Genomic DNA, 22,938 nt, shown 5'->3' with positions numbered 1-22,938 from the left:
TTCACAAAAAAGTCGTCTTCCTAGAAAAATAAGGAAGACGACTTTTGATTAGAAAACAAAATGTAATAGGTAGTAAAACAGAGCAGCTAAAGAAGCTGAAATAGGAAGTGTAATAACCCATGTAATTAACATACGTTTTGCAGTTCCCCATTTTACCCCTTTCACACGGTGAGAAGCACCAACCCCTAAAATAGAAGAAGAGATAACGTGCGTCGTACTAACCGGTAAGTGAATGAATGTTGCACCGAAAATAACAAGTGATGATGATAAATCGGCAGCTACACCATTTACAGGACGAATTTTCATAATTTGTCCACCGACAGTTTTAATAATTTTCCATCCGCCGACAGAAGTACCAAGCCCCATTGCGATAGCACAAGATAATTGTACCCAGAACGGGATATCGCTAGAAGTATGATAGTTATTAGCCATAAGTGCCATCGTAATGATTCCCATTGCTTTTTGTGCATCATTCGTACCGTGTGTGTAGGCTTGTAATGCTGCAGTGAAAATCTGGAATATACGGAAGTTCTTATTCGTTTTTGTTAAGTTAAAGTTTTTAAATACTACTTTAAAAATACTGTATACGGTATAACCAATAACGAAAGCGATAATCGGTGAAATGATTAAAGCTTCAATAATTTTAATAAATCCTTTAAGATTTAGCGAGCTAATCCCAGCGGCCGCAATTGCTGCACCTGCGATTGAGCCGATAATTGCATGCGAAGAACTACTTGGAATACCGTAGTACCAAGTAATTAAGTTCCAAGCTATCGCCGCAAGCAAAGCAGCTAAAATTACAAGAGAACCATTTTGTAAGGCGAATGGATCAACGATATCTTTTGTAATCGTTTTTGCTACACCTGTAAATGTCATTGCGCCCAAAAAGTTCATAATAGCCGCCATAATAATGGCATGTCTAGGCTTTAGAGCTTTCGTTGAAACAGCCGTTGCAATAGCGTTTGCTGTATCGTGAAATCCATTGATAAAGTCAAAAGCTAAAGCGCAAATGACTACTAAAACGGTCAGTATCAAGAGTGTATCCATGATCAAACTCCTTACGCGTTCTTCATAATAATTGTTTCTAATACGTTTGCAACGCTTTGACAGCTATCAGCTACTTCTTCAAGCTCTTCGTAAATCTCTTTAAATTGAATAATCTTAATCGGATCTTTTTCACGAGAGAATAAGTTCTTAATCGCATGACGGCGAATATCATCACACTGTGATTCATAATCCTTAATCTTAATCGCATTTGTACGAATGTCGACTAATTTTTTGTTAGACATTAATTCAACAGAGTTTGCAATCTCAATCGCACATTGATTAATTGCTTCTACGAATTTAATCATGTATTCATCAGCTTCTGTAATAGAATACATTTCGAACAGACCAGCACTGTGATCTAATCCGTCTAATACATCATCCATACTCATTGCAAGTTGTAGGATGTCCTCACGCTCAATCGGAGTGATAAACGCTTTGTTTAACTCCATAATGATTTCGTGAATAAATGAGTCACCTTTTGACTCATACTCTTTCATGCGCATAGAAAACTCTTTTAAATCGCTAGCATTTTTAATTTTATACTCCACGAAAAACTGCGCGCCTTCTTTTAAATTTTCGGAAACATTCATTAACATTTCAGAAAATTTATCTTTTTTTGATTTAAAGACCATTATTGTTACCCCCACAAAAGTAATATATGTAAAATATATTGGCTAATCAATTCTAACAAAAAACTGTCGTTTTTTAAAACATTTTATCGAAAAGTTTACAAAAACTTAACATAACTCTCGTTGTTCTATTAATAATATTAATATCCAATAGTGAATATCTTACTTGTAGAATGTCCTTTTCTTGCAAAAAGTATGAATGTAAAAGAAAAGCTTTACACTATAGGAATGACTACGTTATTATAATAAATTTAAAAGGCGGTATATTCTTCCTTTTAAAAAGAAGAGTGTAAATAAATGAAGGAAGTGAACGAATGAAATTGAAGAACACTCATTTTAAAAAAATGCTTGAGTGGTTCAATAAGAGGAAGAAACTTCGTAATTCATTAATTGTATTGGGAAGTGTATTCGTTACTCTATTTATTGCTGTAAATATAATTATTTCCATTCAAGACATATCTGAACTAAAACAAGCTGTTCCACAACCGACTTTAATTTATGATGCAAATAATGAGGTCGCAACTAAATTAGCTTCTTCGAAAACAGAAGGCGTTAAAAGAAAAGATATTCCTGATATTATGGTTCAGGCAATTGTTGCAGTAGAAGATAAGGAATTTTTTAACCATCATGGTATTTATTATAGTGGAATTATAAGTGCGGTTTTTAAAAATATTACAGCAGGAGAAGTTGTAGCTGGGGGAAGTACAATTACACAGCAGCTTGCGAAGAATGTATTTCTGACACAAGATCGTACATTTTCTCGTAAAATAAAGGAATACTTTTTAACAAAAAAAATAGAACGTACTTATACAAAAGATGAAATTATTGAAATGTATATGAATCAAATTTATTTTGGGGAAGGTGCTTGGGGTATAAAAAGGGCAGCAAAATCTTATTTTGATAAAGATGTAAAAGATTTAACAATTTCAGAAGCTGCAACGATTGCAGGCTTAATTAAAGCACCATCTGCATATTCACCTTATAAAAACTTTAACAAGTCAATTGAAAGACGTAATGTCGTATTAAGCTTAATGAAAGAGCAAGGGTATATTTCTGACGAACAGTATAATAAAGAAAAAGAGAGTGGTCTTGTATTAAAACGTGGTGTGGATGATAAATACAAGGGAAAATATTCTCAATATGTAGACTATATTGTTAGAGAAGCGATGGACAAATACGAATTAACACAAAATGAAATTTTAGCAGGTGGTTATCGTATTTATACTGAGCTTGATCCGAAAAAACAACAGGCTGTAGAAGATGTTGTGAATAATGATAGCTATTTCAAAGATAGTGGCTCAGATCAACTTATGCAAACAGGTGTAGTCCTTATAAATCCCAAAACAGGCGGTGTTCCAGCTTTAGTTGGGGGTAGAGGACCATATCAGTTTTTACAATTTAATCATGCTACGCAATTAAAAAGACAGCCAGGTTCAACATTAAAGCCTCTAGCTGTATATGTACCCGCTTTAGAACAAGGGTATGAAGTATACGATATATTAAAGGATGAACCATTTCATATTAAAGAATATGAACCGAAAAATAGTGATCAGGCTTTTCATGGTAATGTGACAATGTATGAAGCGGTAGCAAAGTCGTATAATGTTTCCGCTGTGTGGCTATTAGAACAAATAGGATTAGATAAAGGATTGAAATCTTTAGAGCGATTTGGTATTCCATTAGTACCAGAAGACCGTACGTATCCAATTGCTTTAGGTGGGATGCATGTAGGGACATCACCATTTGTAATGGCCCAAGCATATAGTACATTTGCTAATGATGGGGTTCAAGTAGAGGCTCATGCAATTAGAGAAGTTCAAAATGCTGAAGGGGAAATAATAGGGAAATGGTATAAGAAAGAGACACGAGTGACGAGTGAGAAAATTGCTCAAAAGATGACGTATTTATTAAAAGGTGTTGTAGAAAAGGGAACAGGTGGAAAAGCGAAAGTTACTAATGTTGATACAGCAGGAAAGACAGGGACTACTCAACTTGTAAATGGCCCGAGCGTAGGGGCAAAGGACTCGTGGTTTGTAGGATACACACCAGATTTAGTAGGTGCGATTTGGGTAGGATATGACAAAACAGATAGCGAGCATTATGTTCCAGGTGGTAGTCAAATTACAACGACGATGTTCCGGGATATCATGAAAAAAGCAAATGCAAACCCAGCTCAAAAAGCGTTCCAATTATCGTTAATATCTGAGGCGGACTATAAAAAACAATTGCAAACAATTGAAGAAGAAAAGCGAAGAAAAGAAGAAGAAAAGAAAAGGCAAGAAGAAGAACAACAAAGGAAAAAAGAACAGCAAGAGTGGTTTAATAAAGTGAAAGAGTGGATTCCATCATTATGGTAAAAAAAGAGGCGAATTTCGTTATTCGCCTCTTTTTCATGTGAAAAATAAAGTGTGCTCATAATTTGTGAGGTAAATGCTACTATTCATTAAGAGTAATGTTCGTACTACCAAAGGAGTGGGAATCGTATGTGATGATTATTGTTCCTTTACTAATCGGTTCGTATGGTAATTCTTCTTCATAACTACCATTATTTTCATTATGGATAGACAGCGTGATTTCATCAATTCCTTTATTGGTATATTGATCTTTAATCGTTTCAGCAATTTGAAGTAGAGTTTCGTAACTAGGAGCTTCCGTAATAAGCATTCCTTTTATAACTTTTTTTTCATTATTTGTGGAATTGGAATAAAGGATGTTGTTTTGTTTCGTATACAAAAGTGTGTATGGAACTGTTTTTCTCTCTGCTTTTGAAATAGTGGAATATTTTAGAGTTAAAAAAAATCCTACACATAAAATAATGCATATCATAAGAGCAATCCAAATGCGTATCGGTGACATAACTCTCATTTTTCATCCCTCTTTCATATCTTTGACTTCATTATTTATCATACAAAATGAGGATTAAGATAGAGTAAATTTGAGGTAAAGAAACGTAAAGAAGGAGCACTTATCCTCCCAAACAAGTGCTCCTTTTTATTAAAAGAGAGATTTAATAGACAATCAAAATCACATCTATTACTTATAAATGTGCTTAGTCCTCCCAAAATATTTTCGGAAATTGTGGTTAGTAAATTCGGAAGACAGATAGTGTCGCAGTTGTATCGCCCGCAGGTCCTTGAGCGCCTTGAGGTCCTTGAGCGCCTTGAGGCCCTTGAGCACCAGTAGTCCCCGTAGTTCCTCCGCCTAGGCAACCAGATCTATATTGAACTAGAATAGCTTGACCAAGAGCTTGAAGAAGTCTTTCTGTAAGTTCTGACTTAGGGATGTTAATATGGCTACATGCTCTTAATTTGCAACAATCATTACCATAAAATACTTTTCCTTTATTTTTATTGTTCATCTTTTCATTCTTTTCTTTCATATAATCATTAGTCATTACTATATATTAAAATGAAATTTATACTAAATTCGTGATGGACAAACTACCATTTCTAAAAAAATAAGAAATTGGCCCACCTAGAAAGAAATAAGTAAGATATAGAGAAAGGTTTATATAATGTAAAGAAGAAAAGTGCAACATAAAAAACTACATGCTAATTGTTGGGAGTGTTTAACAATTGGCATGTAGTTCGTGGATTAGTCCTTTATTTACATTGATTTAATTTTTCAAGGGTTGTTTTAGGTAAGATTGGAATTGAAATAGTGAAAGTTGTACCATCTTCATTACTAGTCATTTTTAATGTGCCGTTATGATTTTGGATGATTTTTTTTGTTACTGACAAGCCTAGTCCTGTTCCCGAATCCTTCGTTGAGAAGAATGGATCAAAGATATATTCTTGAATAGCTGGATGAATACCAATTCCATTATCTGTGAAAGTAATCCGAACGAAGTTATTAAGGCGATAACTAGTAATTTGAATAGAAAGAGGTTTGTCGCCTTGAGCATCGACGGCATTTTGAAATAGATTTAAAAACACTTGAACAAGTTCATGTCGATCAATATTGACTAAAATATCATCTAATTCATTAGAGAAGTTATAATCAATTGAAATATTATGCAAGGAGACTTCACTAGCTAGTAACTGTTGAATATAGTCACGTAAAAATGTATTGATGGGAAACGGTTCTCTTGTAAATTCCCGTGTTTTTGAAATGGCTAAAAATTTTGTAATAATATTATTTGCACGATCTAATTCAGGGATAAGCAAGTTTTTAAATAACTCTTTATTTGATGGAGAAATGCTTTCTTGTAAAAATTGTAAGTATCCTCGTACTGTTGTAAGAGGATTTCGTACTTCGTGTGCAATTCCAGCTGCGATTCGCCCTGCTAACGAAAACTTCTCAGCATCACGTTCTGTATTTAAATAATGAAAGACACTAATAACTCTAAAAATCTCCCCGTTATAATCGCGAATAATTCGGTTATTTATAATGCCATAGTTTTTGTCTAAAACTTCTTCATTATATATTTCTGTTCCCGTTTTTAATGTTTCAATTGCTTTAATTTTTTCTTCCGGCAAGTTTAGTAATTGTTGAATCGGTTTTCCGATAATATCATTTCGTATTACACCGAAATCATCTGCAGCAACTTGATTACATAAAGTAATATTCCCTTTACTATCGATAAAGGTTACATGATGTGAAAAGGCATCAAAAATATGTACAAAGTGTTTTTCAAGTTGTTCAAATAAAAATAATGAATCACAAGTAAGTTGAAAATGAGCCTCTTTATTCTCTTTTGGTATTTCTTGAATGGAATGAGTCGTTCTAGTTTTCTTTATTCGTAAACCAATATGTGGATTTTTGTATGTGAAATGATGTGGTAATTGATTCACAAGTTCTTCATAAAAACGTACTTTATTTTCTAGTTCTTCAATTCGTTTTTCATGAGATACAGTAGCATCGTTTGGAAGCATAAATAAATAACCCCTCATTTTAAAAATTCTTCCATATAGTATATCATATTTTTATAAGGATACTCTTAAAGAAAAGGCTACATGATGCAAAGTGTTTGGAAAGTGAATTGAAGATGAAGTTAAAAGGGAGGGGTATATGTGCTGTTTATTGGAGTGACAGGATGGGGAGATCATGATTCTTTATACATAAATCCCTATGAAAATAGAAATAAATTACGAACATATAGCGAGTATTTTCCTATTGTGGAAGTGGATAGTTCATTTTACGCGATGCAACCTGCACGAAATTATATAAAATGGGCAATGGAAACGCCGAAAGATTTTTCTTTTGTCGTAAAAGCGTATCAAGGAATGACAGGACATATGAAAGGTGAAATTCCTTTTTCTACGTTCGATGAGATGTTTGATGTGTATAAACAGTCTATTCTTCCTTTAATAGAAGCTGATAAATTAAAAACAATTTTATTTCAATATCCACCATGGTTTGATTGCAAAAAGAAAAATGTAGATTTTCTTCGATATACGAAAGAAAAAATGGAAGGTTTACCATGTGCAATAGAATTTCGAAATCAAACATGGTTTTATCCAGAAATGAGAGATAAGACGTTACAGTTTCTAGAACAGGAGAAATGGATTCATACAATTTGTGATGAACCACAGGCTGGGATAGGTTCTGTGCCACTCGTGTTAGAGGTTACGAATTCAGACATGGCATTAATACGTTTTCACGGTCGAAATGTTCATGGTTGGCTTGATAAAGGGGAAAATTGGAGAGCGGTTCGCTGTTTATATCGCTACAACAATAAAGAACTGGAAGAATGGGTTGAACGACTAGAGCAATTAAAAAAGAAAACAAAGGATATATACGTACTGTTTAACAACAATTCAGGTGGGGATGCAGCAGATAATGCGAAACAGCTTATGAAAATGATGAACATTACATATGGTGAGCCGAAGCCGGAGCAATTAAATTTTTTTGAATGATAATAAACAAGAAAGGCACTGTACAAACAGGGGGAATGTACAGTGCCTTTCTATATGAAAAAGAGGGGTAACAATGTTACTGAGCGTTTGGTTGATTCATCAATTGTTGGCTTCATAATAAATGATAATGGTTATCATTATCATTGTCAATGGTTTTTCTAAAAATATATAAAAAACTTTGTGTATTTTAAATAGAGATAAAAAAAGAACAGCGATTAATGCTGTTCTTTTCCATTGACGAATTGTTGTAAATCAAAAGGAGTTATCGCTTGGATAAATTCTTTTGAGATAAGTGTTTGAACGAGAGTGCTCTCAGAGATAGAAGCACCTGTTTTCTTTTCATAAGCTTGTTTTAATAAATCAAGTTTTTCAGCCGTTTCTTTTGGTAATTCAATTGTAAGTGTGTTCATAATTTCTCCCCCTTATTACTAGAGTACCACTACAGTATAGGAGAGACAAGAAAAGAGAATATGAAATATAAAAAAGGTTACCAAATTTTAAAATGGTAACCTTTTTTATATATAAGAGTTATTAAGCAATACCGATATACTTTAAAGTTTTTGATGGAGTACTGTGATCAAAGAAGTGTTGTAAAAACGCAATATCAACACCTGATTTGTATGCACAATAACCCCAAGTTTTTCGAAGTGTATGTGAGCTAATCCCTTCTAATCCAACTTCTTTTGCAGCTTTGTTTAAAATGTACCATGCATGTTGTCTCGTAATAGATTTTGTTCCTTTTTGAGATTTTAACAATGGTTCATTACGTTTCCAAGTTTTACGTTCTTTCATGTAGTCTTCGATTGCGTGCTGTAAGTCTTCATTTACAGCAAACCATTTATGTTTCTTCACTTTTTCATTGTAAAATAAAATGGAATGGCGAACATTTTCATTTTCATCGATTACATCACTAACTTTTAATTGTAAGATTTCACTTACTTTTAAGCCAGAATTTACAGCTAATACGAATAATAAGCCATCACGTTTCGAAGATTGTAAAAGTATATTTTTGATAGTTTCTAATTGTTTTTCATTTTGAATAGGTTGTCCTGCTTGTTTCATTTCACGCACTCTCCTCTTTTATATGTGTAAAGGAAAGGATTAACTTGTTTCTTACTATAAAGGGAGAGTGTGAATTTCATGTGAACTCCTAGTGAAATTAAGACAAATTATTTGACTTCTTTTACTTTTTGTAAATTGAAATAGAATACAACACTGTTAGTCGTATTATACACACCATACTCGGCATGATGTAGGTCTAAAATGTTTTTTACAATAGATAATCCGAGACCGGTACCTCCAGTGTGACGGCTACGTGATGCATCTAGACGATAGAAGCGATCCCAAATTTTTTCAAGACTTTCTTCAGGGATAGGGTTTCCTGTATTCTCAATTTCGACTTTTACGGTATCTTCTGCTTCTATAATGGAGACTTGTATTTTTTCTCCCTCTGGCGTATAACGGATTGCATTACTTAGTAAGTTCACAACTACTTGCTCAATGCGACTGCGATTTGCTGTAACAAGTATAGAAGGGTCTGCATCGATGTTCACTTGTAAATGTTTTTCTTCCATGCTAAATAATAATTTTGTGTAGACTTGTTGCGTTAATTCACCGATTGAGAACGTCGTCATATCTAGTTTGTAAGTACCAGATTCCAACTTTGCTAATTCTAACATTTCAACAATCAGCCTGTTCATATTTTCTGTTTCTTCTAAAATAACATCAGTATAATACGAAGTATCCTTACTAACACCATCTTTAATTCCTTCTGCAAAACTTCTAATTACACTTAGCGGTGTTTTTAATTCGTGTGATACGCCAGAAATGAATTCTTTTCTTGTTTTTTCTAATTGACGTTCACGTTCAATATCTTGTTGTAACTTTGTATTAGCAACATTTAATCGATCGATTCGATCTTTTAAATTTACAGATAATGTATTGATACTGCCAGAAAGCCCGCCAATTTCATCGTCAGCTGTAACAGGTAATTTCTCGCTGAAATCAAAATTAGCCATTTTTTTTGTAACACGATTTATTTTAATTAATGGCTTAACAATGATTTTTGAGTAGTAGAAGGATAACAAAATAATTACGAGAAACACGATGATTAAGGCATAGACATAATAATCTTTTAAAACGAGCATCGCTTCATTAACAGGCTGCAAAGATGCTATCGCAAAAGCGTATTCTGTAATCCTTCCATTTTCTATAATCGGTTTTACAAAGATACTATTTTTTATATTTTCTCCGCCATCTAATATGAAAGTACTTAATTGGTTCGAGTTAGAAGTTCCCTCTCTAATCATATCTGCAAAATATTGAACGGCTTGTAATGTTTCAATATCATTTGCAAGACGAACCTCAGCTTTGGATGGGAGCTGTAACTTAGTTATAACACCTGTAAAGACGATTCGAGTTGTAGATTTGTATCGGCTTGCAAGTCTGTTCTTAGAAGGGTTACCATTAATTGACTGAAAATCCGAATAGAAATGTTCGTTTTGCCATTGATTATAATTCGTTCCTAATTTTTGTGGTGTGATTATATTATTCTCTTGCACGACTCCATCAACATTGATTATTACATCTTTTTTTAAACCTAAATTTTCGAATTTATTATATTCTTCTGGTGTTAAAAGATTATTGAGTGGAATGGAATACTGTTTATTATTGTTGGGATTAAATACATCGATATAGTAATTGTTATCACTTTTAATAATACCGTTAGAGTCCAAAAACTGCATATCGGCATTTGTTTTATCATGAAATTCTTGTTTTAGTTTTCTAACCTGCTCATAACTTTTATCACTTTTATCATAATTATCTACGAATTTTTCAAAAGCAGTTTGGACTGTTTTTACTTTCTTATTAATATAAAATTTCTCTAAAAATAGAGATTGTCCTAGGAAAAAAAGTAGGAATATGATTGTAAATAAAGTGGATGTTAATAAAAATAGTTTAAAGACGATACTTCTGTTTTTCACTACGTCACCTCTTATGAGAAATACTGTAAATGATTTCTTTATCCCGCTTTAACGGGCAATAAGACTCCCACTTCAAAATTCGGCGAATACAAGGGAGTTAAGTGGGAAATCAATTGCCCGTAAAATCCGATTGGTTCAACTAATAATCAGTGGGGGATGGAAAAAACCCCCACTGATTAAAGTTTCACTTTATTATAACAAACGTTACAAGAAAGTAGAGGGGAGAAATCTGTCTCTTTATAAAGTAGTTGTTTATAAAAAGTCACATAAAAAGAACTCGCCAGACGTATGACAAGTTCTTTAGTGTATTATTGTTGAATTGCTGCATCTAAAGCGATTTCAATCATTTCGTTAAATGTAGTTTGACGCTCTTCAGATGTTGTTTCTTCGCCAGTGAAGATGTGATCGCTAACTGTTAATATAGATAATGCATTTACACCGTATTTCGCTGCTAATGTGTAAAGAGCAGTTGTTTCCATTTCTACTGCTAATACACCGTAATCTCCAAGTTTTTTAACCATGTCCATGCTTTCACGATAAAACACATCTGCTGTTAAAACGTTACCGACACGAACGTGTAATCCTTTTTCAGTTCCAGCATCATAAGCTTTCTTTAAAAGGTCAAAGTTTGCAGCTGGTGCAAAATCAAATCCTGGGAATGTTAAACGGTTCATATTAGAATCAGTACAAGCCGTCATTGCGATAATAACATCACGAACTTTTACATCTTTTTGAATTGCACCGCAAGTTCCAACGCGAATTAAATTTTTAACTCCGTAGCTTTGGATTAATTCGTTTACATAAATAGAAATAGAAGGAACACCCATACCTGTACCTTGAACAGATACACGTTTTCCTTTATAAGTTCCAGTGAAACCTAACATACCACGCACATTATTATAGCAAGTAACGTCCTCTAGAAATGTTTCAGCGATATATTTTGCACGTAATGGATCACCAGGTAATAGAATAGATTCAGCGATTTCACCTTGTTTTGCTTCGATATGTACACTCATAAAAAAGTCCTCCTTATAATGTATTGATAGAAATCAATATCATTTGCATTATACACTACGAATCCTTTCAATTAAAATCTTTTTATTATTTGTAATATGTGCAAAATAGGAGGATTTCATAAATCATAATCTAGAATATATATCTTAAGAAGTTTTGTATGAATAGAGACAATAAAAATGGTAGGTGATGTTTTGAAAAATCTTGTCATCGGGCTTATTGCGTTAGTACTTATTGTGGCAGGAGGATTTTACATAAAAAAATATCAAGAAAACGAAGAGACTGTAGGAGATGTTCAGGAAGTAAAGTGGGGTGTTTCAAATGGAAAGGGAAATGAGAAAGTAGATATTGTATTTCAGTTGTTAAACAACAAGAATAATGAAATTCGTGGTGTAAATGATCAAATGCGGGCAGTGATTGTAGATGGACAGTTAAAAAACATACAACAAATTAAACCCACATTTGCAGGGAACGGGTCATATAAGTTATCTTCCAAAATAGCGAAAGACGAAGAATATACAATATTTTTATACGAAGACAAAAATAAGTCCGTAGAGTCATTCGCTAGGAAGAATTTTGGTAGAACGAAAGAGGAGAACAATAAGAAAAAAGTGAAATTTCCAATCGACAGTGTACTTACAAAAAAAATAGGAGAGTATGAAGTTTCTCTTTTATTTGGTGCATTACATCCGAATGAACCAGTTACGTTAACATTTCAGTTTCAAGCGAAAAAGGGTGAAAAATTGAAATTGCATTCAGAGAGAGGAGAAGTAGAGTCACTCTATATAGTGGATGAAACGAAGGAGAATTTTTTATACGCTATGCCTGTAGATACGGATGAACAATTACAATACCGAATTACATTTCCTGCCGAGGGCACGTATAAAATGTGGGGGAATTTCTATATAAATGGTAAGAAGTATGAAAAAGAATTTATTGTACAAGTTCAAAAAAGAAAAAACAGCTAAGAATTTAGCTGTTTTTTCTTTTTCCTATTAATTTTGTTACAGAGAGCATTGTAATTGGTAAAGAATGATTCTTCCTAAATGCTAAATATTTACCGCTCCATGCTGGTTTATATTTTTCTTTAAAATGTCGTAATCCGCTGAAACTATACGTATAACGAACGTTATTAAAGATTGCAGCAGCCACTCGTTCAGACCAGAAAGACTGTGTGGATAAACCAACATTTGAAAGTGGTGCCATACCGATATTAAAGGAGTGGTATTCATTTTCTTTTGCCCACTGGAATAAGTGGATGAAAATTGCGTCCATAATGCCGCTAGGCGCATCTGGATAATATCGCATTAAATCGACAGATAATGATCCGTTTTGATATACAGGCATGAATGTTGTGAATGCAATAATTTTTCCATCCGCATCAGATAATGTTGCGATAGGAGCGCGACTAATATATTCACGATCGAAGTATCCGAGTGAAAAACCTTTCTCTTTTTTTCCACCAAGCCATGCATCTGAAACTTTTCTTAACTCTTCATATAATTCGTCGGAGAAAGGTGGCTCATGAATAGAGAATGTATAGCCTTCTCTTTCAAAACGGTTGAAAGTAGCTCGCATGCCAGCGCGTTTCTTTCCTGTTATTGTAAAGGTATTTAAATCAACAACAGCTTCTTCACCAAGCTTAAAGAAGTTATAACCAAAATCGTGGTATAAACTCATCCATTTACTTTCAATTTGATAGAATACACAAATGTATCCAAATCGATCAGCCTCAGCTAAAAACTCTTGCAATACAGTACGATAGGAGGAAGGGTCCCCAATTGGATCACCTAGTACAATAAGTCGTTTTCCAGTTATTGAGAAGAGAATGAGTGCTTTTCCATCACTACTGAAAAAGAACTGTTTATCTCCTAAAAAACCTAAATGACTAAGTACATTTCCCCCATGTTCATCTAAGAAGTTTTGTAATCGTTTATCATTAGCTGGTTGCCCGGGAAATTCATTTCGATAACGATTTGCAATGAGTGAACCAATTAGTAAAAAAGTAGGAACAAAAAAGGCAGCTGCTAATGCACTTCGTTTCACTTGTGTAATATTACGAACGACAAAATCAGGTTTGAAAGCTTCTTTTGCACCTGCAAATAAAATACCTAAGTTTTTATATAAATATAACGTTACAAGTAGGAATATAAAAACTTTTACGATATCGGAAAGTGAGACTTCCATTTTCTCACGTACAAACCTTTTACGAAGCATATACAATACAGCGAGTACGATTAATAAAATAAAAGTTTCTTCAACATCAATTCCTTTTAGTGTGTTAAAAATAGCCGCTCCAATTAAAGAAACAATCGTCATATAATAAGAACGTTTTGTTCCGTAATATATCCCCCGCGAAAGAATGAGGAGGAGAATACCGAATGTTAGCGATAAGCTAAAAGAAAATTGAATAAGATGTTTTGGAGCTAGAATATGTAAGGCGTGTGCCCGATTTATACTTGTCGGTAGAATGGTTGATAAAATAACCATTAAGCCAGCAAATACTGTTAAAGCAGCAGATGCCCAAGAACCTAACTTTCCTAGAAAGTCACGCTGCAAAGTCCATATAACACCAGTTGTCTCTAATGCAGGCGCAATAAAAGGTTTATCTTCAAACTTTTTAATGGCTACTCCTGTCATTTCAAAAGCTGCAAAAATGAGACCAAGGCAGAAGGGCAAGATGTAATAGACGAGACGATATAATAACATAGCAGGGAGTAAAACACCTGTATCGATGCCGTATTGCCCAAGCCCAGTTAAGAAGACAAGATCAAATGATCCAAGGCCACCAGGAACAAGACTAACGACACCAGCTAAAGCAGCAATAACATATACGCCTAAAAACTTTTGGAATTCGATTTCAATGCCAAATAATAGTAATATGACGTACATAACAATACCAGCAGATACCCATTCGACTAATGAAACTAATGAGTATAAAACAGTTGGGTTTTTCTCCTCTTCTTCTTGTTCCTCTGTTTGCGTCGCTTTTCTATTTTTTAATTTAGAAAATCCGATATATATAGGGACGAAAAGAGCGAAGAAGATAAGAACAGGCCATAGCCATGGTTTTTCATGCAAAATAAATCTCGTGTCTAATATTCCGATGAGACCAAGAAATGAAAGAATGGCTAATCCATTAATAAAGGCAGTTGTCATCCAAGCGATACTTTTAATAAGTTTTCCATTTTCTTTTATATATGGACGATAAAGCATTGTGCGTACGCCGGCTCCAACAAGACCACCAAACCCGATAAATCCATTTAAAGTATTAGCAATCCACGAGATACGGAAAATCTTTTGGACAGGGATATCAGCTTTTAAGTAACGAAGCATAACATAGTCATAAAAGAACATTGTTGATACAGCGAATGCACCAAGTGTAATTGCTAAAAAGACTCCTCCAGTTGGAATGTTTTTAATTGTATCAATCGCTTCTAAAAAAGAAATGCCCGCTAATTCTTTTTTTGCTTGAAAGAATACAATTGTTAATACAACAAATGGGAAGACAATTTTCCCGATTTGTAAGAAACGTTTCCATGAAAACGACATAAATACAACTCTCCTTGTATAAGAAAACTGAGACAATAATATTATTATGACAAACTTCAAGAAAAATAAAAAGGTAAATTCCTGTATAGGCGAGCTATTTTTTATATAGGTATATTTAAAAGAATATTTTGTTTATCAGAAAATTAAGTTAGAATAAGATGAAAGAGGGGAAGGGGAGTATATGATTATAAAAGGTTATGTAGGATATGAGTTAGAAAAAGCGAAACCTAATACATCAGAAGATTTTTTTAACAGATCTGAAGTGACATATATATTAAATGGTAAAGAGAAAACTTTTTCGGTTTTATACGTTCGATATTTTGAAGAAGTTTTACAAGAAATTACTCCTTTTGAAGGAAATCCAGTGTATAAAGTAGAAGAACAAAACATATATTTGCGTGATATTGTAGCGATATGTTGTTTAGTGAAAGATAAGGAGCTTCGTGCGCAAAAACGTTTGTATTTAAATAATATGGAAGAATTTCAACAATATTTTGATGAGGGAACGGTGTCGAAAGTACAAGAAATATTGGCCGAATTACATAAAAATAAAAGAGTAGAAATAGCGTGAAATGGCAAAGGAGAGAGAAAAATGTCTAATTTGATGGTTGAAAATCAAACAGAACAAGTTTCTATATTTTTAGAAGATGCTATTAATTTGATAACCAATTATGTAAATTATCATACGTTACCTTCTTTATTAGAGGAAACACCAGCAGGGAATGAGCAATATTATAAAGGGGTATTAGCATCAATGAGACGACTTCTCGTTTTTTGCGAAGAAGGACAGGATGCATGTTTTGTTTTGTTGAATAGCCAGCCATTTCGAAAAACAGCAGCTGAAAAAATTTTATATAAGATTTACCATCAAGTAATTGCAGAGTTTTTTTCACCGAAGAGTGATCATTGGTATGAAAATAGTCGGTCTGCATATACAGGGAAAAATTCTATCGTTTTTCAACAAACACCACCTGCATCTTTGGAGCAAGTGATGAAGAATTTAGAAGGTAAATTTCAATTGATGCGTGAAGAACTAGAATATTATGAGACGGATTATCAGACAAAGATGTTACACAAATATTGATTGAGGAAAAGAAGCTAAGGTTACTTAGCTTCTTTTCCTTTTGTACAGTTATATAAGGGATTTTCATTGAATATAGTTAAGTGGATAGCATTAGGGAGGTGCAACATGAATCAGCAAGGTGTATTTACAGATTACTTTCATGAAGTAGAAAATTGGTGTGAAAGTGTTCTTCACGTATTAGATAGCCGCGCAATGGAAGTGTATGATGTCCATATGCTTGCCTATAAAATTCAGACGTTATTAGAGCGTATGAAAGAGCATGAGTATGAAACAGATGCAGAGTTTATGTATGAAATAAGCGATGATGTAGAACATATTCAGCATCACTTGCAGGAAGTATTTATGCAAGAAGAAGAGGAATATGAATTATATGAAAGAGGGGATAGTGAACGAGCTGTCCCGATTGGAGGACATACACTCCCGCCATTACCTTATCCGTATAATGCATTAGAACCGTATATTTCTAAAGAAATTATGATGTTACATCATGATAAACATCATCGGAGTTACGTGGAAGGGTTAAATAAAGCAGAGAAGATGATGGAAGAAGCGAGAAAAACAAATAAATTTGATTTAATTAAGCATTGGGAAAGGGAAGCGGCTTTTCATGGGTCAGGTCATTACTTACACACGATATTTTGGAATAACATGAAAAAAGACGGTGGTGGAAGTCCAAGAGGAGCTTTTTCACAACAAATTGAACAAGATTTTGGGAGCTTTTTACGTTTCCAAAAACATTTTACAGAAGCGGCCTCTAAAGTAGAAGGTTCAGGCTGGGCAATTCTCGTTTGGGTACCCCGGTCTGGAAGGTTAGAAATTTTGCAAAGTACACTTCATCAATTATTTACACAATGGGATACGATACCGCTCCTTGTACTAGATGTCTGGGAACATGCGTATTATTTACAATACCAAAATCGAAAAGATGAATATATTAAAAACTGGTGGAATGTTGTAAATTGGCCTGATGTAGAAAAAAGGTTTGAAACTGCGAAACAAATTGAATGGACACCATATTAGACGCAAATTCTCTGCGTCTTTTTTAATGGAAGTAGAAGGAAGATTTCGTTCATATTTTAAAAGGCCAAGCATACACTTGTACAAAAAGTGCCAAAAGGACGTGGGGGGAAATATGAGACGAATTTGTGTAATCATTACGCTTCTTATGATGTATGCAAGCGTTATGCCGATTCCTACATATGCAAAGATGAACAGCAATGTCAGTGCTCGAAATGCTGTATTAATGGAGCAACAGTCTGGTCGTGTATTATACGGAAAAGCAGAACATGAGCCTCAAAAAATTGCTAGTATAACAAAAATTATGACCGCTTTATTAGCTGCTGAATCAGGGAAGATGAAAGAAATGGTATCAGTTAGTAATGAAGCGGTGAGGGTGGAAGGATCGGCAATCTATTTAAAGCCTGGACAAAAAGTGAAGTTAGAAGATTTAGTATACGGACTCATGCTTAGATCTGGTAATGACGCAGCGCAAGTAATTGCTGAAAGTGTGGGTGGGAGTATAGATGGATTCGTATATTTAATGAATCAAAAAGCGAAAGAAATTGGAATGAAAGATACGCACTTCTCAAACCCTCACGGCTTAGATGGAGATGGATCACATTATTCGTCGGCTTACGATATGGCATTATTAACGAAATATGCAATGGGAAACGAGACATTTAAGAAAATCTTTGGAACCAAAACATATAAATCAGATTCTTGGGATTACCCGTGGAAAAATAAACATAAGCTGGTAACGTCTTATTATGAATTTGCAACAGGAGGAAAAACAGGCTTTACGAAGAAAGCTGGGCGAACGCTTGTGACAACGGCATCAAAAGATGGACTAGATTTAATTGTCGTAACTTTGAGTGCCTCTAGTGATTGGGATGATCATATGAATTTGTTTGATAAAGGTTTTGAACGTTTCAAACAAACGAAAGTTTTAGGACAAGGAGCAATTGCTGAAATAAATGAAAAGAAGTATGCCAACCATGTTTATACGAAAAATAGTTTTTCGGTACCGTTAACTGAAGAAGAAAAAAAGAACGTAGTATTAAAAGTTGAACTCCATAAAAGTATAAAACTTACGGATGGAGTAAAGGTTGGGAAGACAGACATTTATGTTGGTAATGAAAAAGTTGGAGAACGGAATTTATTTTATAGTAAACGGAAGTTAGTAGCTACAACGGGACTTTACTGGAATAATGTGAAAGAAATTTTTTCTTACATGATAGGTGTTGGGAACGATGGTTAATCTCGTATGGGTAGCGATGGCTGTCATTGGGATTGTATACGCCATGATAAATGGCACGATGGAAGAAGTGAATAAAGCTGTATTTGACGGAGCAAAAGATGCGGTAACGATTTGTATAGGACTTATTAGTGTTTTAGTATTTTGGCTCGGTTTAATGAAAATTGCAGAGGAAGCCGGATTGTTAAAAAAATTAGTTACACTTTTTATGCCGATAGTAAAAAGGTTGTTTCCAGAAATACCAAAGGATCATCCGTCCATGGGATTTATTCTATCAAATATGATGGCAAACTTTTTTGGTCTAGGTAATGCAGCAACCCCTCTTGGTATTAAAGCGATGGAACAACTGAAAGAGTTAAATGGAGGAAAGGATTCGGCGAGCCGTTCTATGGTGACGTTTCTAGCATTAAATACATCAGCCATTACATTAATTCCTACGACAGTCATTTCCATTCGAATGACGTATGAATCAGCGAATCCTACTGAAATTGTTGGGGTAACATTTATTGCACAAGTACTTTCTATGATTGGAGCAATTTGGATTGACCGCTATTTTTACCGAAGAAGGAGTAGAAAGGGGCGGAAAAAATGAGTATTGTAAATACAATTTCCTTATGGGTAATTCCTTGTGTAATTGGTTTTATCCTTTTATATGGCACAATAAAGAAAGTACCGACGTATGAATCGTTCGTTGAGGGAGGAAAAGAAGGGATTCAAATTGCAATTTCCATCTTACCGTTTATGGTTGGAATGCTTGTGTCTATTTCTATATTCCGGTCTTCAGGTGCGTTAGATGCAATGATATCGGTAATGAAGCCAATGTTAGATTTGATCCATGTTCCAGCAGAAATTGTTCCACTAGCACTTATACGCCCTATTTCAGGCTCTGCTGGTTTAAGTATTACGACCGATTTAATTGCCACATATGGGCCAGATTCGTTTATTGGGAGATTGGCTTCTACGATGCAGGGGAGCACAGATACGACTTTCTATATTTTAACTGTATATTTTGGAGCGGTCGGGATTAGAAAAATGGGTGATGCACTAAAAGTAGGACTTTTTGCAGATTTAATCGGGATTATATGCTCAATTGTGTTCGTTTCTTTATTGTTTCAGTAATACTATTCATTTTTTACGCTATTTCGCTTATAATACGTATACGACCACTATTAAGGTGTAGCTTAATAGTGGTTTTTTTTATGTGGTATTTTTGACAAAATGATGAACTTTTATTGTGAGAAATATGAAAAATATGGACAATAATAAAAGGTAAAAACATGATTTGACCTTTATATGTTTATTATCATCGCTATGTTGTTTAAGTAAGATGAAGCGAATAGCCGTAAAGCGTATGCGGTTGCCAAGTCTTTCTAATGTAAGGTAAGATAAATTCGAGGTGAAAAAAAGAAATGGAACGATTACAAAAAGTGATTGCGCAAGCAGGTATTGCATCGAGAAGAAAGGCTGAGGAATTAATTCAGCAAGGAAAAGTGAAAGTTAATGGAAAAATAGTGAAGGAGTTAGGGACAAAAGTAACTCCTCAAGATAAAGTAGAAGTAAATAACATCCCTCTTGAAAAAGAAGAACCTGTTTATTTTTTACTATATAAACCAACTGGCGTAATTTCAAGTGTATCAGACGATAAAGGAAGAAGTGTTGTAACGGACTTTTTCCCGGAAATTACACAACGTTTATTCCCAATCGGACGCTTAGATTATGATACGTCTGGCGTATTATTAATGACAAATGATGGGGACTTCGCAAACGTATTAATGCATCCTAGATATAAAGTTGAAAAAACATATGTTGCAAAAATAAAAGGGCCATTAACAGGTGAGAAAATTCGCATGTTAGAACGCGGTGTTACGTTAGAAGACGGTAAAACAGCACCAGCACGTGTGAAAATTATTTCTTGGGACAAGCGTAAAGAGATGGCTATTGTACAATTAACAATTCATGAAGGACGTAATCGTCAAGTACGTCGTATGTTTGAAGCGTTAGACTGTAAAGTAGTGAAATTAAAACGTGAACGTTATGCTTTCTTAGAAGTAGGAAGCCTGCGACCTGGTGATGCGAGAGAATTGACACCACATGAGGTGAAACAATTACGCGCGCTTGCTTCTACAAAGCCAAGATAAGCTATAGAGTTAAAAATTCACCAGTGGAGTGCTCTGCTGGTGATTTATTCAATACAACATTTACAGAAGATAATACATAACATTTATCGAGGAGAGGAGAAGTAATATGAAGAAAAATCGCTTATTATTTCGCGTTATTATTCTACTCATTTTATGTGGTGCTGTAGGATTTACCCTTTATCAAGGATTCTTTGCTAATAAAGAGAAAATGCAAATCGGAAAAGAAGCACCTAACTTTGTTGTGACGGATTTAGAAGGGAAGAAAATTGAACTAAAAGATTTAAAGGGAAAAGGTGTATTTTTAAACTTTTGGGGCACGTGGTGTAAACCTTGTGAAAAAGAAATGCCTTATATGAATGAATTATATCCAAAGTATAAAGAAAAAGGTGTTGAAATCATAGCGTTAGATGCAGATGAAACGGATATTGCAGTAAAGAACTTTGTGAACCAGTATGGTTTGAAATTCCCAGTTGCCATTGATAAAGGACAAAAGATTATAGGAACATATGGAGTAGGTCCATTACCGACAAGCTTTTTGATTGATAAAGATGGAAAAGTAGTGGAGCAAATTATAGGTGAACAAACGAAAGAACAGTTAGAAGGGTATTTAAAGAAAATTACTCCGTAATAAAGAAAGCCTTTACATAAGGGGTGCGTGTCTATAGTGCCTCTGGTTTAAAAATTCTGAGTATTGCGGTAACTTGAGGTTAGAATATACAATAGTACATATAGATACAGGGGCGGTGAGAGTGTTGAAAGAAATTAAATGTGAATGTGGACATGTTAATCCGATAGGAACCGTTTTTTGTGAAGCTTGCGGGAAACCATTTGAAAGCAATGAAAATACAAAACTATTGGATATGCGCTATGAGGGGAGTGCACGGAGATCTCTCACGCAGACAAAAACGATAATCGATAAAATTTGGAGCTTTTTCTCTTCTGTAAAAGTGGGTGTATGGCTAATCGTAATAACTTTAGCTGCATCAGCGATAGGAACTATTTTTCCGCAAGAAATGTACATAACTCCAGGGATTGCACCAGCTGAATATTATAAACAAGAATACGGATTTTTAGGACAATTATACTATCAATTAGGGTTTAATAATTTATACGGTTCATGGTGGTATATGATTTTGATTGCTTCTATCGGTATTTCACTTGTGATATGTAGTTTAGACCGTGTTATTCCGCTTTATAAAGCTTTAAAAAAGCAAGGCGTAAAAAGACATCCTAGCTTTTTAAAGAGACAGAGATTATATGGGACTGGTACACCGCAAGAAGGTGACCTGGAAAGAGTGCAAAAGAATTTAAAGAAAAGAAACTATAACGTGAAAGTGGAAGACGGAAACGTTTTAGCAGAAAAGGGACGCTTCTCGCGTTGGGGTCCATATGTAAATCATATCGGTCTTATTATCTTTTTATTCGGTGCGATGCTTCGTTTTTTACCGAGTATGTACGTAGACGAAGCACTTTGGTTACGTGACGGTGAAACGAAAGAGATACCAGGGACGGATGGACAATACTACTTAAAAAACGAGAAATTTATAAAAGAAGTTTATGATAAAAGTAAGGACAAGGAAGTTTTTGATGAAGCGATTGATCGTGTAGGCGATAAAATGATTGCGAAAAACTTCCAAACGAATGCCGTATTATATAAAGCAGTAGGAGAAAATATAGCAGGACAAAAACCGAAATTAGAAAAAGTAAAAGAAGCGGAAATTCGAGTGAATGAACCACTGAAATTTGATCAATTTGCAGTGTATCAAGTGGATTATAAAGAAAGTGAATTTAAAAGTATGTCCTTTAACTTACAAAATAAAGAAAATAATCAAAAGTGGGGACCGATTAAAGTAGATTTAACGAATCCTAAGGAAAAATATGATTTAGGAACTGGTTATTCTCTAGAACTATTAAGCTATTTTCCTGATTTTTATTTTGATGAGAATGGAAAACCAAATACGAAAACGAAATTACCAAACAATCCTGCATTTGTATTTAAAATGTTTACACCTGAAACACCAGATGGTGAAGTGAGTTTTGTTGGTATTCAGCAAAATATAGAACCAGATGGAAACAACAAATATAAAATGTCGTTTGCAGGTGTTGAAATGCAAAATGCAACAGCACTTACTGTAAGAAAAGATTTAACGCTTTGGATTCTCGGCATTGGAGGATTTATATTTATGGTTGGTGTCATTCAAGGTATGTATTGGAATCATCGCCGTATTTGGATACAACGTGTTAATGATGAATGGTGGATTGCAGGGCATACAAATAAAAATTGGTTCGGTTTAAAGAAAGATATTGAAAGAGTAATAGAAGGTACAGCAATTCCACAGCCAAATGATAAAGTAATTGATAAAAAAATTAGTTAAGGT

22 protein-coding genes are annotated in these 22,938 nt (G+C 34.3%); 12 read left to right on the top strand and 10 right to left on the bottom strand.

Annotated features, from left to right (window positions below; translation table 11 throughout):
- Positions 1 to 48: 48 nt before the first annotated feature.
- Positions 49 to 1,047: an inorganic phosphate transporter gene (locus AU379_RS16420; protein ID WP_000380273.1), complete on the bottom strand. Its 999-nt coding sequence runs from the start codon at positions 1,045 to 1,047 to the stop codon at positions 49 to 51.
- 11 nt (positions 1,048 to 1,058) lie between these two features.
- The gene (locus AU379_RS16415; protein ID WP_000231449.1) at positions 1,059 to 1,679 is read right to left on the bottom strand and encodes a DUF47 domain-containing protein; all 621 of its coding nucleotides are present in this window, start codon (positions 1,677 to 1,679) and stop codon (positions 1,059 to 1,061) included.
- 311 nt (positions 1,680 to 1,990) lie between these two features.
- On the opposite strand from AU379_RS16415, the gene AU379_RS16410 reads away from it, so the two are divergent.
- On the top strand, positions 1,991 to 4,033 hold the full coding sequence (locus AU379_RS16410; protein WP_000769234.1) for a PBP1A family penicillin-binding protein: 2,043 nt from the start codon (positions 1,991 to 1,993) through the stop codon (positions 4,031 to 4,033).
- A 79-nt stretch (positions 4,034 to 4,112) separates the two neighbouring features.
- Here AU379_RS16410 and AU379_RS16405 read toward each other — a convergent pair whose 3' ends face one another.
- The 3 genes from AU379_RS16405 to AU379_RS16395 form a co-directional block, all read right to left on the bottom strand.
- A complete protein-coding gene (locus tag AU379_RS16405) occupies positions 4,113 to 4,541 on the bottom strand; it encodes a hypothetical protein (RefSeq protein ID WP_050964634.1) in 429 nt (142 codons plus the stop codon).
- A 217-nt stretch (positions 4,542 to 4,758) separates the two neighbouring features.
- On the bottom strand, positions 4,759 to 5,055 hold the full coding sequence (locus AU379_RS16400; protein ID WP_002098656.1) for a hypothetical protein: 297 nt from the start codon (positions 5,053 to 5,055) through the stop codon (positions 4,759 to 4,761).
- A 223-nt stretch (positions 5,056 to 5,278) separates the two neighbouring features.
- Entirely contained in the window at positions 5,279 to 6,550 is a 1,272-nt protein-coding gene (locus AU379_RS16395; protein WP_000937241.1) for an ATP-binding protein, read from the bottom strand.
- 138 nt (positions 6,551 to 6,688) lie between these two features.
- Here AU379_RS16395 and AU379_RS16390 point away from each other — a divergent pair, with 138 nt between their 5' ends.
- A complete protein-coding gene (locus AU379_RS16390; RefSeq protein WP_000897354.1) occupies positions 6,689 to 7,534 on the top strand; it encodes a DUF72 domain-containing protein in 846 nt (281 codons plus the stop codon).
- Between the two features lie 215 nt (positions 7,535 to 7,749).
- On the opposite strand, the gene AU379_RS16385 is transcribed toward AU379_RS16390, so the two are convergent.
- The 4 genes from AU379_RS16385 to deoD form a co-directional block, all read right to left on the bottom strand.
- Complete coding sequence (locus AU379_RS16385) at positions 7,750 to 7,944, bottom strand: DUF3924 domain-containing protein (protein ID WP_001094860.1); 195 nt, start codon at positions 7,942 to 7,944, stop codon at positions 7,750 to 7,752.
- 121 nt (positions 7,945 to 8,065) lie between these two features.
- A complete protein-coding gene (locus AU379_RS16380; RefSeq protein ID WP_000806236.1) occupies positions 8,066 to 8,596 on the bottom strand; it encodes a tyrosine-type recombinase/integrase in 531 nt (176 codons plus the stop codon).
- A 107-nt stretch (positions 8,597 to 8,703) separates the two neighbouring features.
- Positions 8,704 to 10,518, bottom strand: coding sequence for a HAMP domain-containing sensor histidine kinase (locus tag AU379_RS16375; protein WP_000797517.1), 1,815 nt, complete (start codon positions 10,516 to 10,518; stop codon positions 8,704 to 8,706).
- Positions 10,519 to 10,826: 308 nt separating this feature from the next.
- On the bottom strand, positions 10,827 to 11,534 hold the full coding sequence (deoD, locus tag AU379_RS16370) for a purine-nucleoside phosphorylase (RefSeq protein WP_000110705.1): 708 nt from the start codon (positions 11,532 to 11,534) through the stop codon (positions 10,827 to 10,829).
- A 177-nt stretch (positions 11,535 to 11,711) separates the two neighbouring features.
- On the opposite strand from deoD, the gene AU379_RS16365 reads away from it, so the two are divergent.
- Positions 11,712 to 12,500 (top strand): hypothetical protein, encoded by a 789-nt coding sequence (locus tag AU379_RS16365; protein ID WP_000232614.1) that lies wholly within the window; start codon positions 11,712 to 11,714, stop codon positions 12,498 to 12,500.
- 4 nt (positions 12,501 to 12,504) lie between these two features.
- Here the strand turns inward: AU379_RS16365 and mprF are convergent, their stop codons facing one another.
- Positions 12,505 to 15,084, bottom strand: a complete 2,580-nt coding sequence (gene mprF, locus AU379_RS16360; RefSeq protein WP_000010892.1) for a bifunctional lysylphosphatidylglycerol flippase/synthetase MprF — start codon at positions 15,082 to 15,084, stop codon at positions 12,505 to 12,507.
- A gap of 181 nt (positions 15,085 to 15,265) precedes the next feature.
- On the opposite strand from mprF, the gene AU379_RS16355 reads away from it, so the two are divergent.
- The 9 genes from AU379_RS16355 (at position 15,266) to resB (ending at position 22,935) form a co-directional block, all read left to right on the top strand.
- On the top strand, positions 15,266 to 15,655 hold the full coding sequence (locus AU379_RS16355; RefSeq protein ID WP_000584363.1) for a hypothetical protein: 390 nt from the start codon (positions 15,266 to 15,268) through the stop codon (positions 15,653 to 15,655).
- Between the two features lie 21 nt (positions 15,656 to 15,676).
- Entirely contained in the window at positions 15,677 to 16,168 is a 492-nt protein-coding gene (locus AU379_RS16350) for a YpuI family protein (protein ID WP_061139491.1), read from the top strand.
- Between the two features lie 105 nt (positions 16,169 to 16,273).
- Positions 16,274 to 17,188, top strand: coding sequence for a superoxide dismutase (locus AU379_RS16345; RefSeq protein WP_001075739.1), 915 nt, complete (start codon positions 16,274 to 16,276; stop codon positions 17,186 to 17,188).
- Positions 17,189 to 17,300: 112 nt separating this feature from the next.
- Positions 17,301 to 18,425: a D-alanyl-D-alanine carboxypeptidase family protein gene (locus AU379_RS16340; RefSeq protein WP_001252636.1), complete on the top strand. Its 1,125-nt coding sequence runs from the start codon at positions 17,301 to 17,303 to the stop codon at positions 18,423 to 18,425.
- On the top strand, positions 18,418 to 19,014 hold the full coding sequence (gene spmA / locus AU379_RS16335; protein ID WP_000247811.1) for a spore maturation protein SpmA: 597 nt from the start codon (positions 18,418 to 18,420) through the stop codon (positions 19,012 to 19,014). Before AU379_RS16340 ends, spmA begins: the two co-directional genes overlap by 8 nt.
- The gene (spmB, locus tag AU379_RS16330) at positions 19,011 to 19,541 is read left to right on the top strand and encodes a spore maturation protein SpmB (RefSeq protein ID WP_000029514.1); all 531 of its coding nucleotides are present in this window, start codon (positions 19,011 to 19,013) and stop codon (positions 19,539 to 19,541) included. The genes spmA and spmB overlap by 4 nt, the downstream gene beginning before the upstream one ends.
- Positions 19,542 to 19,831: 290 nt before the next feature.
- Positions 19,832 to 20,560 (top strand): 23S rRNA pseudouridine(2605) synthase RluB, encoded by a 729-nt coding sequence (gene rluB, locus AU379_RS16325; protein ID WP_000440556.1) that lies wholly within the window; start codon positions 19,832 to 19,834, stop codon positions 20,558 to 20,560.
- Positions 20,561 to 20,666: 106 nt separating this feature from the next.
- Positions 20,667 to 21,188 carry a thiol-disulfide oxidoreductase ResA gene (resA, locus tag AU379_RS16320; RefSeq protein ID WP_000742194.1) on the top strand — a complete coding sequence of 174 codons (522 nt, stop codon included), beginning with the start codon at positions 20,667 to 20,669 and terminating at the stop codon, positions 21,186 to 21,188.
- Between the two features lie 121 nt (positions 21,189 to 21,309).
- Complete coding sequence (gene resB / locus AU379_RS16315; RefSeq protein ID WP_000910547.1) at positions 21,310 to 22,935, top strand: cytochrome c biogenesis protein ResB; 1,626 nt, start codon at positions 21,310 to 21,312, stop codon at positions 22,933 to 22,935.
- Positions 22,936 to 22,938 lie beyond the last annotated feature (3 nt).

The organism is Bacillus sp. JH7 (assembly GCF_001563515.1).
In the GTDB taxonomy this organism is placed as follows: Bacteria; Bacillota; Bacilli; order Bacillales; family Bacillaceae_G; genus Bacillus_A; species Bacillus_A cereus.
This window is presented reverse-complemented; position numbering and strand designations above follow the sequence as displayed.